Raw genomic sequence first — 15,111 nt, 5'->3', positions numbered from 1 at the left:
AAATAGAGCCAAAATAGGGATCTCGAAAAAAGTAATACCCCTCTGGAGGCCACAGATGGCGGGGCCTCCAGAGCACTTTGTCGTTTTTGGACGGAAAATCCCTAGAACCCCGCTATGGCCCCGAAAATGATATTGAAGTATGGGGACATAACACCTCTGATATTTCTTTTTTGCTGCTGGATAAACCTGACTACAAGGTTCTACTGACTGTTTTCAATAAGCCTCAATTAAAAACGATACAAGAACAGATAAAAGAAGAAATGTTTTAAATATATATTGCTAATATTCATATTTAATAGAAAGTAAAACAGGAATATAAAGTAGTTATCATTTTAAATAAAAATAAATAAAATGAACAATCAAAATACAGTAAAAATATAAATGAAAAACTAAAATAATTTGATCGTATAAGTAAATCTTCTGAGCAACAGCCATCAGACTTAGATGCTGTGCTTAGGTCATGGATTCATCTTCAAAAATCATCCATTATGGCCTAGTGGCTCTTATCACCTTCTCAATAACAATATATATAGTATCTGTCTGGCCTCTGTCTTTAGGATGGGCTTACAAAATAGCACTTCGCTTCCATTATTTATTAGAAGCACTATTTTTCTTTTGATTTTTATGCAATCTGAAAAAAGGGATCATTTTCAAAGAAATGGCTGAGTGATAGAGCTTCAGCTATTTTTTTATCAATATTACTTTTTAAAAGGCGTCTTTTAATAAGTAATAAAATAGACTAGAATAACTGTATGCTTGTCTAGCTAATTTTGTTTTCATAGAGAAAAACGGTTGTTTTTTTACTGCTGATTTTTATATAGCCCTAAGAATTAAATACAGCCCTTTTAAAAGCTTTTAACCCCTCCTCAAGCAAACACAAGCACACACCTAAAATATGCGCTCTGAGAGCGATATAAAGCCCCGTTATTTTTCACAATGTGGAAAACTTATGTCGATAATTATTTATCCCTCTGAAGCGCCGCAAAATAAAAAATCACTGGCTGTCGTACATCCATCCGACCAAGCTAAAGAAATTAATCCAGCCGTTAACTATATCCTCAGTCTACAAAGTAAATTAAGTAGAGCCACCATGAGGTCAAACCTAAACAAAGTCGCTTTACTGTTAGGTTATGAGTCCATGCTTGTTGCACCATGGGAAAAATTAAGACGCTCTCATGTTCAGGCTATTATCAACAAACTTTCTGAGCATGGGCTAAGCTCATCTACAGTAAATACTTACCTATCAGCAATAAAAGGAGTTGCATTAGAAGCATGGATGGCTAACCTAATTACTGCACATGATCATTCTATGATTAAGCAAGTAAAATCCCTACGAGGTAAAAAAGTAAGACAAGGTAATGCTTTAAGCCAGGAAAATGTCATAAAACTATTGAATATAGACCTTTCCACTCCCATAGGTGTAAGGAATCTTGCTATTTTTAGTCTGATGATTGGATGCGGTTTGCGTAGAGCAGAGGTAGTAGCCCTAAACGTAGCTAACTTAAATAAAGAGGATGGGCGTATCATTATTAAGGGTAAAGGCAATAAAGAGCGTGTCATGTACGTACCAGAAAACACGCTTGAAAACATCAAAAACTGGATAAAATTAGCCCATTTATCTGCTGAAAACCCCATTTTCACTCGAATTTTTAAAAGTCACGTAATTACAACTAAGCGTTTATCGTCTCAAGCTATTTACTTGTTTATGCAAGATCAACAGGCTAAAGCTGGGTTATCAGGGTTAAGTCCACATGATTTACGCCGTACTTTCGCAACAATACTATTAAAAAAAGGCGAAGATTTAATTACTGTCAAAGAAGCGATGGGTCATAGCAGTGTTGAGACAACTCAAAAATATGATATGCGTGGTGAGGAGCGTTTAAAGCAAGCATCTAGCCATTTCGACTGGCTCTAAGCGCCCTAAATCGGCCTTTCTGCGCCCGTCTGCTTGCCCTTGTGCCTCTTATAATTCCTATTTCTAGTCATTTTATTTATGTGTTTTGAGCAAGAAATAATTTTGATATGAGGCTTTGCTTTGAGAAACCTACCTCCTGACACACCCGAACAAGCGTTAATCACCAATTTTTCGGGTTCTCAATTAGTCGTGGTTGCTTTTGCTGGCACAGGTAAAACCACCACACTTATAAAGTACGCATTGAACAATCCAAATTATCGGATGCTATACATAGCGTATAACCGTACAGTGCGAGATGAAGCGGCGGCTAAATTCCCTAAAAATGTAGAGTGTAAAACCTCTCACCAGCTTGCTTATGCCTCAACTGGTAAGCAATATCAACATAAGCAAAAAAACAATTTATCTTTTAAAGATATAGGACAGGCGCTTAATGAGCAAAATTGGGAAATAGTTAAAGATGTACGGCAAACGCTGAATCACTTTTTAGTCAGTGTAGATGAAGAAGTTTTGCTTGGTCATACCCCAATAGACAAACCCCCTAAAGAGCTAACTGAGAAAGAGCTAGAGTACAAGAAGCAACTGGTGACTAAGGCAAAGATGATTTGGGAGAAAATGATGGATGTTAATGATCCTTTCCCTATGATTCATGATGGCTACTTAAAACTTTATCAACTTTCTAAACCTGATTTATCCCTTTACTATGGGGCGATACTGCTGGATGAAGCTCAAGATGCAAACCCGGTGATTAGTTCTTTTGTACTTAGACAGCGTTGCATTGTTATTTTTGTCGGTGATAAACACCAACAGATTTATCGCTTTAGAGGAGCTGAAAACGCCTTGGATGTAGCCGAAATGAAGGCTGCAACACGACTTTACCTAACAAACAGTTTTCGATTTGGGCCTCGTGTCGCTATGATAGCCAATGCTATTTTGGCCTTAAAAGAAGAGCATAGATCAGTCATTGGAAGGGGCAAGCCTGATAGTGTTTCTATCGAGCTACCAGAAACGGCCTACCCTAGAGCTATTTTGCATCGAACAGTTATGGCTTGTATCAATACTGGATTGGAAGCTGCCGAACAGGGCAAAAAAATTTATTGGGCTGGCGGCTTAAAAGGGTATCAAATTACAGATATTCTTGATCTGTATTATCTATCTATAGGTTCCAGTGAAAAGATAAAAAATAAAAAGCTACTTCAAGAATATACAAACTATACATCGTACATACAAATAGCGAAACAAACAAAAAGCTTTGAAATGCTACGCGCCATCAGCGTCTTAAATACACATACAGACAAAATACATGATCTTATTATCAAACTACAGCAAAATTCAGTGGAAGAAGAAAGTGAAGCCGATATAACGATCAGTACAGCTCATCGATCAAAAGGATTAGAGTGGGATTACGTTGTACTGGCTGATGATTTTCCTGATATTCTCCAACTCAAAGATCACAAAGACGCTCAAGAGTCCTATGAGGATGAGCTAAATTTAATATATGTAGCTGCCACTCGTGCCATGAAATCACTAGCTATTAACGCGACTGTGGAGTCAGTTTTACGGTATCACTATCGGCAAATTTCTAATGATGTGACATAAGCAGCTAATTTGGGCCATTTCACACGGCTGCTACTCTCAAATCCGGACGTAATATAAAAAATATTCCAACTTTTTATATTATGCCCTCATGAAAACACATACCCTTACTTCATGGATCATAGCTGCATTAGTAGCTGGTGTTGGGCTATCACTCCCCACCGAATCCTACTCTCAAACTAAACAACGGTTTTACGAGCGCAAAGAAGAAGGCTGGTTTTGGTATCACAAAGAACCTGAGCCTGAAGAAATAGAAGAAATAGAATTACCTACTTTGCCTGAGCCTGAACAAGAAGAAAAGCCAAGTGGCCCCAAGATATATTCATCTGCTTGGCTACAAAAAGCTCTACCCGAATACCGTATGTTGGCGATTGACGAGCCTACGGTCGAAAACGTTAAAACCTACCTTTATTTACAACGCTTAGCCATAGACCGCGCAGATCGCTATGCTACGGCAACTGAAATGGCGACTGTAGGTGATCCATACCTAGATGAAACAATGCGCCGCCCCTTAGCTGGTTTTGCGGTGGGTTCTGTTGATGCTGCATCGGGCCTAGCAAAGAACAACCTAGTACGTGAAATAGCGCAAAAAGCAGGGCTATTTTTCTTCTTTTCATCGGAATGTACATTGTGTGAATTACAAGCACCGTTAGTTAAAACGCTAGTTGAGCATGAAGGATTTGGCTTAGTGCCTATCTCAGTAGACGGTAAAAACTTACATGAGAACGCTTTTAAAACATTCCAAGTCAATAATGGTCATGCAGAAATGCTAGGCGTACAAACGTTGCCTGCCCTATTCCTTGCTACTCCAGATGGCAATTTTTCACCAATCGGACAAGGCGTATTCTCCTTACCCGAAATACAGCAACGTATTTTAATAACGGCTAAGCGGGAAAATCTGATTAGTGAAGGTGACTATAACAAAACAAGACCCATCACAAATCACAATAACCTTGCTGATCTCATCCCTATTCATAGCTCTGAAAACGCTTATCTTCTACAAGACTATGCAGATCAAGAAGGCATCATTCCACCCGAAGTTTTACTTGAACATTTAACCCAATCCATGCCACGAGGGTACTAACTATGCGAAGTACATTTCATACGTTTTATAAATTAGCCATGGCTCTTGGTTCACTGTTGCTAATACTACTTCTTGTTTTTCTTCCATTGCCATCCAATGCAAACGGGCTACAAAGTGAAATGAACAGGCTATTCGGAGCAATGACAAACTCAACGAGTCCGGGGATCTATGAAACACAACGCCGAGGGGTGCTTTCAGGCGGTAGATTTACCATGAAAAACCGTATTTATAACGAAACCATTTTTAATATCACCCCCCCTTCATTAAAGGGAGGTTGTGGAGGGATTGATTTTTTTGGAGGATCTTTTTCGTTTATTAATTCAGAACAGCTAGTACAACTCATGCGGGCTATCGCTGCAAATGCTCAAGGGTATGCATTTCAGATTGCCTTAAAAACCATTTGTGAGGATTGTATGGCAACCATTGAGACGTTAGCTAAAAAGCTTCAACAGTTAAACCAACACTTAGGTAATTCCTGCCAGTTAGCCCAAGGAATCGTAAACGATATTACCAACGTGGCTGGTTTAGACGCTAAAGGCAAAACCGATGCGTCTTTAGTGGCTAATGCACAAGGTTTTTTTAGTGATTTCTTTGATGCCAGTAAGCCATCTGGCGGAAAAACACCCACTCAAGAGTTAAAAAACCGTAATCGTACTGAGTATGAAAAATTTGTAGGCAATATCATTTGGAAAGAGCTTAAAGGCAATAACACGCAGTATTGGTTTACGTATGGGGATGACATTTTAATGGAAACTATTATGTCTCTCACTGGCACGGTTATCGTTCAAGAACCTCAAGGGTCAGGCGAAGATGCGACTCAAAATGTAACCACTTTAGCAGGTCATAAAGTAAAGCTAAATGATCTAGTGTTTGGTGGTAATGATATTCAAATTTACTCTTGTCGCTCTGACACAAACTTATGCATGAAAGCTGGTGAAGGTGGCTCAGGGATGAGAACCATTAACTTAGAAGGGATAGGGGATAAGATATATAAAGCACTTGTTGGCCCCGTCAATGCACCGGGGCAAGGAATTATAGGAAAGTTAGCCCATAACTCAGGTAATTTAACACCATCCGAACAGGCCTTAATGGAGAATTTACCTGTAGCTGTAGGTAGTGCCATTGTTCAACTATCGGCGTTAAGTGAGGATGCTGCACGAGCCTTTGTTAGTGACGCTTCTAGTAGTTTAGGCGTGGTGATTTCTTACCACATGGTGACAGAATTATTTAGAGCTGCACGATCTAGTATTGCCACGATGTCTAATGCGTATAAACCGCTTGCTGAGGCTGAAATGAACCGATCTTTTGAGGCGGTACATGCGGAATATAACCGTCTGGTTAATACGTATGGCTCTATTTCTAGCCTACTCAAAGATTACAACACGCTTATCGTAAACATAAGAAAGCAACGCTATACCACCACAAAAACCATTAGTCGCGCTAGATAAATGAGGTAAAAAATGGGTTCTTGGACTATATATTCTATTGGTGATGCAGCATTTTTAGAGCAGATTTTTATCGCCGTAGCAATGGTAACAGGCACAAGTGATTTCACTAAAGCGGCGAGTATTGCATTGCTCTTTGCTGTACTCATGTATTTTTTTCAATCATTAATGCGTAACGCACAAGACTTTAACTTAGGCCAGTTATTGCTAGGCTGGATTGTCTTTATGTGCATGTTCTATCCTACTACTACAGTAGTTATTGAGGATGGCGTTAACGGTTCGGTGCGCGTTGTTGCCAACGTACCTCTTGGTATGGGTGCAGTAGGTGGAATGACTTCAAGCATTGGTTATGGATTAACAACCATTTTTGAACAAGCCTATGGGTATATTGCGCCTGGTATCACTGAAAGCCATTTTGCTGACTCTTTAGCGTTACTGAACAAGGTTCGCGATGCCGCTAAAGACCCACGAGTTATGCAAGCAATTAACGAAACCTTACCTGCTGGTGCAGATTATCGCGCCTCTTGGGATAATTATATTCGTGAATGTACATTAAGGAAAATTGACCTAGGCCAAGAAACTGTAGATCAACTGCTATCTCAACCGTTACCTCATGCGCTTAGATTTGACTCTGGCGTTTATGGCACAAAATTATTTCTTAACGGATCATCTGGAAGCAATGTAACGTGTAGTGCTGGTTTTTCTGAGTTACTAAATGCTCAACATTCAGTTAGGGGGTTCTACATTGAAGAAGCCTTAAATGACGCTTTAAACCTAAAAAACTCAGATTTCGGAATGTACACAAATGCTTTTACTGAAGTATCTAACGCCTTCCAAGCGTTGCAATTATCTCAGCAAGATGCCTATGCGTATGTAGAAGCCAGTATTTTAGAGCCTATCTATAGTGATGCTGTCCTAGGTAAGTATCAGGATATGCAAGACTTTTCATCAGCTGTCATGATCAATGAAGCCTTGCAACAAAGAAACGTACAGTGGGCCTCTGAACAAACGTTATTCATGACCACCATTAGACCGATTCAAACGTTTTTTGAAGGGTTAGTCTATGCCTTAACTCCCTTAATAGGTGTGTTAGTTATTATGGGTAGTTTTGGTATGTCTTTGGCCTTTAAATACTTTCAAACATTGCTTTGGATTCAGTTTTGGCTACCTATTTTATCTATTATTAATTTGTACATTTACACGGCGGCATCAGGAGAACTAAATAGCTATAACGATGAAAGGTTTGCGTCTATGTACTCCCTAATGGGGGTTAATGATGTACTCCAAAATTGGGTAGGTGTAGGCGCAATGTTAGCTGCCTCAACTCCGGTGATTGCTTTGTTTTTAGTCACTGGCTCCACTTACGCAATGATGGGTATTGCTGGACGTGTTAGTGGTGCAGACCATGTGAATGAGCAAATGACGACACCCGATGCAGTGCAGTCTGGCGCATACATGGCAAATCAACCTAAACACACCAATAGTCCAATGACAGGTGGATTACTAACAGGGGCGGAAGCAATTATTGGTAAGTCGAGTTTAGGCTCTGTTTTTCAAGATAGCGTTTCTTCTAGCCAAGAAAAACATGTTCAAGCCCAAGAGGTTTTTAGTGAAAATCTATCTCGCGCAATGTCTAGCACTTCTAGCCAAGAGAATGCTCTACAAACAGCATCGGGGCTAGGCTCAGCATTAAGATCATCGCACTCAGCAGGTGTGCAGCATTTAGAAGGCTTAACTAATGACTTTATGAAAAGTCGTAATATAAATGAGGGCCAAAGAAATACTGTCATGGGGGCCTTAGCTATGACAGCCGCCGCTGGCGCTAAAGGGGCAATCGGTGCAAACATGGGCGGTACTGGCGGCGATGTTAACGCCAACGTTGGAGGCAGCGCTACCGCACAAAAGACTACTGAAACGTCAGATAATGATATGTTTTCTCAAGTTCAATCCTATGTACAAGGTTTAAGGTTAACAGATACCGAGTCGGCGGATATTACCGATAGTGTGGCAAGTAGCTTTGACGCTAGAATTTCAAATACCTTTACTCACTCATTAGGTGATACCGCTTCAAGAAATCTACAGCAAGCAGCAAGCCAAGTGACTTCAGCTAAAGAAGCTTATGTAGAAACGAGCCAAGCATCTCAAAAATTTGGTGCGTCTCATGATATGAAGTTTAATGAAATAGCGGGTCTAATGACAGGGCCTAACGCCACACCGTTAGGTAGACAAGCATTAGGTGATTTGAACGAATATTTTCGCTCAGGCCAAGCTAGTCCTGAAGTACAGCAAACGGCTCAGCGTAAAGAAAATCAATATCGTAATTTGGGGATGCAACCTGCTATGGCTCAAACAACAGCACGACTAGAAGCTATGACAGATTCTACAAACTACAATAACTCAAGTGAACAATTAAAGGGTATTCGATCAGCATCAAACATCATAGGCCAAGCTTTAGGCAGCCAAGGCAATATGAACTCTACTAACCCTTATCAAAATCAAAGCATTGAAGCGCCAAATGTTGACTCTGAACAATTAAAAGGTAGAGTGCAAGAAGGTGTTCAACCTGCTGCTGGCTTAAATGTACCAACAGGACAAAATACAGGAGGTGCTTACGGTTCAGTTGAGGGGGCTTTTGCTGCTGGCGTTGGCACGATGCCTATGGCGGAGGTTATTAATCATAACGAGCACCAAACTGATACTTTAAGAGCAAACGCAGGAAATGAATTACAGCACAGACTCGCAACAGAAAGAGGTGATCTGACTGGACAAATGGAAAGAAATGCACCTACCCCTACCGAAGCAAGTAAAAATTTTAATGGTTGGTCTAAGCTTGCATCAGCTTTCACAGACAAGCTTTATCCTACTGGTGAAGTAGCTCAGTTTGATCCAAATAATACTACTGGACTTCAAGATGCTATGGGTGGAAAAATGGATAGTGATTATCAATTTAATAAAGTCGCTCATTTAGCTAAAGATCAGCTAGGTTTACCCGATGACCAAGCTGCTTACTTTGCATATCGAGCAACAGGAGGTGATGATCCTTCTGTAAGAGAGTCTTTTATTAACAATTCTAAAAACCATATTACGGAAAGAGAAGGCAATGCTATTGCTAATAACTTGGAAGCCGTTGCTACTGTAAATCCAGAACTTGCTCAAGGGTATTTGAATAACGTACATAATTTTAATAATAATATGCTTCAAAGCGAAGAAGTAACAGCTAAAACGAATGTACCAGCAGGTGAGAATAGGAGTGTAGATATATGGGGTACCTCGCCTAATTTTAATGACCAGCCAAATATAAATGAGGCTGATATTAGAAACGAAGAAGCTAATAAGCAGAAAATGGAAAATTATTGGAAGCCTGATAATCAATCTAGCGGTAGAGAGCGCTTTAACGAGTCAAGTGAAAATAAGCCAACTCGCCGTTCACCCCCAAAGCGACCTGATAACATATAAAAATAGGGGCTGAAAAGCCCCTATTTCTTTATCATTGGTCGCTACCAATCGTTTAGATATGATGATTTGTGTTCAAAGTATCCGCATTTCTCGCTGACGCCCCTGCTAACCCTCCCGGTGTAGTTCCTACTCCCGATGCATAGCCCACAGCATAATCATGAGAAAAACTAGATTCATCTTCCAAAAAATCATGAGTTTCATAGCTATTATTTTTATTGCTATAACTGCGACTGCTCATACGAGAACTGCCCATATTTTCTAGGGCTAAATCAAGCACACCAAGACCGAAGAAAACAACAAGTAATAGCAATGAAGCACGAATATCTAAAACTGCCAGCAATATAAAGAATGCACTTGCCGACCAGTAATTAGAAAAAATTATCTTAAAGTAAAAATAGCCTATCACCAATATAGGTATATATATCGCAGTTCTTACTGCTGTCTGTACTAAAGGCTCTTGCCCTGCTAGGTATGAGTTAAGAGTAAGCAAGTTTATTGGTAAATCTCCCTCTATCCCCATAACCAACATGAAAAAAATTACTGGGTAAGATAGGTAAGAGGTACTGCCATTATTAAGTACTTGAATAAACGTTCTTCTCATCACTCCCTCCCACTTCACTAAAGTCTCATTCATTGATTTCTTAGCTCCTATTATACTAGCTCATCAATCTTTGCAAAATTTGGATATTTTGTAGTTAAAGTAGCAAGAAAAATGTAACTTAATGAAACCTTTTGCTGTGATGCTTTCCTAAACATAACTATTATTTACAATTAGACTTAGTTTTTAGTTGACAGTATCAGAGCTTAATTACCATTAATAACTGAGATTTGATGTGAAAAAACTTATTAAAAAAATAACTACTACTACGATTCTAGCTTTATCATTCTCTCCCACTCATGCTTTTGATCTATCAGATACGTTATTTGAGAAGTACGGGAATCAATTAAATTTAGACCCTCTGTTAATTTATTCAGTCGCATTAGCTGAGTCTGCCAAAGCAAACTCTAACCGTGATCTTGGACCCCACCCTTGGACATTACGTGCTGACAAAGCTTTTTATAGCTCATCAAAAGAAGATGCAGAAAAAACTCTTGCTCAACTTTTAAAGCAAACAAAATCTGTAGATGTAGGCTTAATGCAAGTAAATGTGCGGTGGCATGGTCATAAAGTATCTAAACCAAGCGACTTACTTGACCCATCAATTAACATGAAAGTCGGTGCTACTTTCCTAGCGAAAATGATAAATAGTACCCCTGATGATCTGGAATTAGCCATCGGAAAGTATCATGTAGGCCCTACAATTACGACTAATAATAAAAGCCGGGCTAAGAACTATGGACAGCGCGTACTAGCCATTTACAAGAATATTTTGGCACTTAGTTATTCTGATTAAAGATGAGGGAAACATGAAAAAACTAGAAGATTTAATTGGCTCTTTAGATAGATCTGCACTTGAGCTTTGTCATGGCAAGTATGACGACAATGTATTTGAGCTTGATTTTAACCTTTGGGGATTGATACATATTCTGTCTCAAGAAAACCCTGAAAGCTTAAAAAATGTCTTTAACTTTACTGATAAAACTATCGAAACGATTAGTTCTGCAAGCAGATCAAGCATAGGATCACTAGCCAGCGCACATCTATTATCATTCACACTAGCTGATGCTAATGAAGAGTTAGAGCAAGCAATAGACAGCTTAAATCTTGATAATGATCAATATATTTATCTATTTAACACCGTAGAATATGATGAATTTTCATTCGCCTATTGGCTATTAGCAAATAGATTAGCAGCAAAAGATGTAAGTTATGCTTCCGTTATTTTTGACATTTCAGAACATATATTAAAAAAAATAAAGCAACTTACTGACTTAAAACTAAGAACTCTAGCATCACAATTTCCACCCGTTTTTCAACTACGTTACTGCCAAAGTTTAATTTTTGATCGTCTAAACAACCATGAGAATAAAGCTATCTCTTACATGAAAAGCATCCAACTTTCTTTGAAATAATTTATTTTGAGTGATGTTCCAATGATTGTAAAGCAAATAAAGACTGAAAAAAATCAATTACAACCTACTGGAAAAGCGACTTTACAACGAGATTTATTAGCCCGTTACATGCTTTTAGCTGGTTATATTACGTACATAGTTCAAATAGAAACTGGTTTAACGGCCAAGAAAATTCGATCAATCAGAAGGAGTTTAATAGATGAGGGCTTTCCAGAAGAAAGGCGATCGAGGGCATCAAGAACCAGTCGAACTCTACTTAATAATAGAAGAGCTAAGGCAGCCGCTTCTTTAGCTGTGAGTTTATATTATAGATTTGGAGGTGAAAAAATATTTGAAACGATCAGTATTGAAGCTTTAACCAAAGCTTATTCCATGTATATATCTATCACTCAAGAAGTGCCTTACGACCGAAACTTTTGTTTTAAGGAGCCAGTTTTTAGCATTTCAGATGTATGGATGTTTGCCAATGAGCTACGTAGTGGTGAGTCTGTTATCTTTAATTGCCAGAGCTGTAAATGTGATTATTACTCTGCCACCGAAGAACCAACTTTGATAGACTGCCCCTTTTGCGACACTTCAATTTAAGGCGAAAAGATTAATTCAAAAAATAGACTCGGACTCTCAGCAGGGTAAAACACGTTAAAATCCAATTTTTATCTTTTTAACTCCCCTATTATTTTATGGGAACAAGTTATTAAAAACAGAAGAAAAAGGGAACGACATAAATATTTGCCATAGATATATGGGAATTAAAATTATTTTTCAAATGATATTTTTAACAGTAATATCATAAAAAGCTTCTTATTATGGGAACAAGAATCATGTTCCCCTATAGATAATATAGTGGTAAGTAAACAAGAAGGATTTTATTATGAGTAGATTGGATTTATACTATTTAGCAACGGAGTCTACTAAAGATGATCGTAATAAAATAACAGACAGTGACCTTCTTACTGAGCATCGTAAGAATATTGAATCGATGTTGTCTGCATTAGATGATGAGCTTTGCATCTTAACAATCAAAGCGCTTCAACTCACAGACAGCTATTGGAATTACATAGGCTACTTGCACTCGGAGCAACCAGAAGGGGAAAAATTTAGCTATTTCACTGTTCGAGTTCGTTTCAAGCAAGCTCAAAATAATCTTGAAATTGCTTGGCAAAAACGCTATCCGCTCAAGAACAAAAATGCTAGCGGTCGTACAACAAACTCAAGAGCATTAGCAAAGGGTCAAGGTTTCAAGTATTCAAAAAAAGCCTTTGGACAAATTCGAGATTGGGAATACGATGCAGTAGAAGCTGCTGAGCAACGATTTGAAAAAATACGTCGTCAAGTTGAAGCCATCGGAAAACTGAGAAGAAGTGTACGTGCGTTAGGCAGGCTCAATGAAAAAAGCTATGAGACTTAACGAAAGGTAAGGCTGATACAGCTCCCAGAAAAGAAAGATAAACACATTAACTAATCTTATGCTTTTTAAGCTTTGATCAAATTTTATTCGCGTTATAATATATTTTCTGTAAGAACGTAATAATCAGCCCGAATAAAATAAGTATTTGTTTATTTTATTCTCACAATATAGTAAATCAATTTATGCAAAATCAAGAGCCTCCTGCGCCCTGTGTATTAAGCTTAAATGTCCTGCTTAACAACTCCACTTATCATGCTGTACGTATGGTTAATGTTGATAATGTAGAAAATATTTCTGAGCAAGGGGATATGCTTTGGCCTGAGTTTTTAATTTGTGCTTCTGAAAGCTCAGCTAATAAACTTTGTGATTATCTTAACGAACTCAGTTACTTGGACTCACGCTCTATTTGGATAGAGGAAGAGCCTTACCTAGAAGAAGAAGAGCTGAAGCAACGTTGGAAAGAAGATGGTATTGGGTTATATGAAGTCACCTTTGTTGAAGATCTAAGCTCACACCCAGATGTTTATAGAATCTCACAAAGCCTTGCTACATTAAGACGTTTAGAAAAAAGCATTATTCTTGCGTAAATAGATCGTTATTACGTTGGCTACTGAGTTAGATTCTGTTCTTTCAAAACAGCCTCCAAGGCATCAAGCGTTTGATTTCTTGATTGATTGAGCAACACAAGCTCTTCATTATACTTTTGGCATTGTGTCAGTGTGACTTGCTCAAAAAAAGGATGGCTTGTTTTTTCTCCTATATCCCGCTCAAGCTGCTCATATAGATTTTTACTTAACTTCATTTCTTGAGCTGCAAATATTACCTGGCGTTTTGATCCGCTTATAAAACTTTCCAACGTTTTTGCGGATAAGCACTTATAAGCCACACCCCTCAAAAAAGCCTCCATCACAATTGCCTCGTTTAGATCAAACGAGGTTTCCTGACTTTCTTCTGCCTGTACATTTCCTGCGGCGCTTGAAAAACACACACTCAACATAATGCCTGCAATTCGTTTTCTTAGCTTAAACACAATCCTGTTCCTTTCAAGAAATCAAATACACTTTCACTGCCAACGAGTCGGAATGTATGTACGCTACCCCGTAGAACTCCTAGCCTCTTAGCACACTATTTTTTATGAATATTTTGGCTATTTAATTATTGCGTACTCTCTACCCTAAGCCCTCTGTCCACTATCCATTTAGGGCTCATTCACTAGTTATCTTTTGCTATTTTGATGAATCCATACCTCATGCTATCTTATTAATGACTAGTCTTTAAGCTGCCTTTCTTTATTGCGAGGATTGCTATGCACAACGCAACCGATTACACAGAACTCGAAGCCGTGCTACTTTTTTTAGATGATTGCCCTCTTGATTGTGAGGCTATGACTCAAGTTATTTCCTTTTATTTGGAAGCCAAAAATATTGAGCATAAAAAAATGATTGGGTCTGTTGAGGATTACTTTGAAAGCCAAGTCATCTTCCCTCACTGCTGGATAGAATTACCTACAGGGGTGGTGATTGATTTCAGACTCCGCATGTGGATCAAAGATAGCCCTACTGTTCCGCATGGCATCTTTGAACCTATGGGATCAGGGTTAGGTTATAACGGCGCTACGTATGATGCAGCCTCTTTGGATGTTGACTACGTGAAGTTACTAATAGACTATAAAATCACTGAGCTGTTATAGCGCATTGGAGAAATGTTATGACTCAACTAAAGCCTGAGCTAATTTTCACTGTAGTTATTTTTATCGCCCCTTTATTTGTTGCTGGACTTCATCGGCTCCACATTTTCTTAATCCAAGGCACAAAAATTCATTGGTTTCATAACGAACGTATGCCTCGTGTATTACGATCAGCACAGTTAGTCCTAAACGAAACTTCAATTTCAACGCAGAAACCCTTTCCGTTGCATGCTCAGGTAGACCAAGCCTTTAGAAGAAAAAAGGGGCAGTTAATTTTGGTTGATACTAAGACTCGACGTGAGCCCGTTGTGCATAATGACGATATAACCCAACTGTCTTTGTATGCTTTTATATTACGTATTCAAGGGGAGAGAAGCCTCGCGCCTTATGGATATATACTGTAACTACCCCGTAAAATAATACAGATGACTCGTAGAATTTCTTTTAAGCTAAACGAAAGGAGTTTGACGATGAGCAAACGAAAGACTGAAAGCCAAATTGTGGCGATTT

General features: G+C 38.7%; 14 protein-coding genes. 12 read left to right on the top strand and 2 right to left on the bottom strand.

Annotated features, from left to right (window positions below):
- The first annotated feature begins 949 nt into the window (after positions 1-949).
- The 5 genes from AC2UZJ_RS12020 to AC2UZJ_RS12000 all read left to right on the top strand — a co-directional run bounded on the left by AC2UZJ_RS12020 (position 950) and on the right by AC2UZJ_RS12000 (position 9,493).
- On the top strand, positions 950-1,915 hold the full coding sequence (locus tag AC2UZJ_RS12020; RefSeq protein ID WP_486950393.1) for a tyrosine-type recombinase/integrase: 966 nt from the start codon (positions 950-952) through the stop codon (positions 1,913-1,915).
- Positions 1,916-2,035: 120 nt separating this feature from the next.
- Positions 2,036-3,511: a 3'-5' exonuclease gene (locus AC2UZJ_RS12015; protein WP_486950392.1), complete on the top strand. Its 1,476-nt coding sequence runs from the start codon at positions 2,036-2,038 to the stop codon at positions 3,509-3,511.
- A gap of 88 nt (positions 3,512-3,599) precedes the next feature.
- Positions 3,600-4,592, top strand: coding sequence for a conjugal transfer protein TraF (gene traF, locus AC2UZJ_RS12010; protein ID WP_486950391.1), 993 nt, complete (start codon positions 3,600-3,602; stop codon positions 4,590-4,592).
- A 2-nt stretch (positions 4,593-4,594) separates the two neighbouring features.
- Positions 4,595-6,040 carry a conjugal transfer protein TraH gene (locus AC2UZJ_RS12005; RefSeq protein WP_486950390.1) on the top strand — a complete coding sequence of 482 codons (1,446 nt, stop codon included), beginning with the start codon at positions 4,595-4,597 and terminating at the stop codon, positions 6,038-6,040.
- 12 nt (positions 6,041-6,052) lie between these two features.
- Entirely contained in the window at positions 6,053-9,493 is a 3,441-nt protein-coding gene (locus AC2UZJ_RS12000; RefSeq protein ID WP_486950389.1) for a conjugal transfer protein TraG N-terminal domain-containing protein, read from the top strand.
- 52 nt (positions 9,494-9,545) lie between these two features.
- On the opposite strand, the gene AC2UZJ_RS11995 is transcribed toward AC2UZJ_RS12000, so the two are convergent.
- Positions 9,546-10,127 (bottom strand): hypothetical protein, encoded by a 582-nt coding sequence (locus tag AC2UZJ_RS11995; RefSeq protein WP_486950388.1) that lies wholly within the window; start codon positions 10,125-10,127, stop codon positions 9,546-9,548.
- A gap of 199 nt (positions 10,128-10,326) precedes the next feature.
- Between AC2UZJ_RS11995 and AC2UZJ_RS11990 the strand changes: the two genes are divergently transcribed.
- From AC2UZJ_RS11990 to AC2UZJ_RS11970, 5 genes are all read left to right on the top strand, one after another.
- Positions 10,327-10,887: a transglycosylase SLT domain-containing protein gene (locus AC2UZJ_RS11990; protein WP_486950387.1), complete on the top strand. Its 561-nt coding sequence runs from the start codon at positions 10,327-10,329 to the stop codon at positions 10,885-10,887.
- A gap of 13 nt (positions 10,888-10,900) precedes the next feature.
- Positions 10,901-11,506 carry a hypothetical protein gene (locus tag AC2UZJ_RS11985; protein ID WP_486950386.1) on the top strand — a complete coding sequence of 202 codons (606 nt, stop codon included), beginning with the start codon at positions 10,901-10,903 and terminating at the stop codon, positions 11,504-11,506.
- A gap of 21 nt (positions 11,507-11,527) precedes the next feature.
- Entirely contained in the window at positions 11,528-12,091 is a 564-nt protein-coding gene (locus AC2UZJ_RS11980; protein ID WP_486950385.1) for a hypothetical protein, read from the top strand.
- 286 nt (positions 12,092-12,377) lie between these two features.
- A complete protein-coding gene (gene mobI / locus AC2UZJ_RS11975; protein WP_486950384.1) occupies positions 12,378-12,914 on the top strand; it encodes a conjugative transfer protein MobI(A/C) in 537 nt (178 codons plus the stop codon).
- Between the two features lie 182 nt (positions 12,915-13,096).
- A complete protein-coding gene (locus AC2UZJ_RS11970) occupies positions 13,097-13,501 on the top strand; it encodes a hypothetical protein (RefSeq protein WP_486950383.1) in 405 nt (134 codons plus the stop codon).
- Between the two features lie 20 nt (positions 13,502-13,521).
- Here the strand turns inward: AC2UZJ_RS11970 and AC2UZJ_RS11965 are convergent, their stop codons facing one another.
- Entirely contained in the window at positions 13,522-13,944 is a 423-nt protein-coding gene (locus tag AC2UZJ_RS11965) for a hypothetical protein (protein WP_486950382.1), read from the bottom strand.
- A 276-nt stretch (positions 13,945-14,220) separates the two neighbouring features.
- On the opposite strand from AC2UZJ_RS11965, the gene AC2UZJ_RS11960 reads away from it, so the two are divergent.
- A complete protein-coding gene (locus tag AC2UZJ_RS11960) occupies positions 14,221-14,604 on the top strand; it encodes a hypothetical protein (RefSeq protein ID WP_486950381.1) in 384 nt (127 codons plus the stop codon).
- Between the two features lie 17 nt (positions 14,605-14,621).
- Positions 14,622-15,005, top strand: coding sequence for a hypothetical protein (locus AC2UZJ_RS11955; RefSeq protein WP_486950380.1), 384 nt, complete (start codon positions 14,622-14,624; stop codon positions 15,003-15,005).
- Positions 15,006-15,111: the final 106 nt, after the last annotated feature.

Source organism: Paenalcaligenes sp. DL 309, assembly GCF_057475285.1.
The sequence above is the reverse complement of the archived record's forward strand: the minus strand, read 5'-3'. Positions and strand labels throughout refer to the sequence as shown.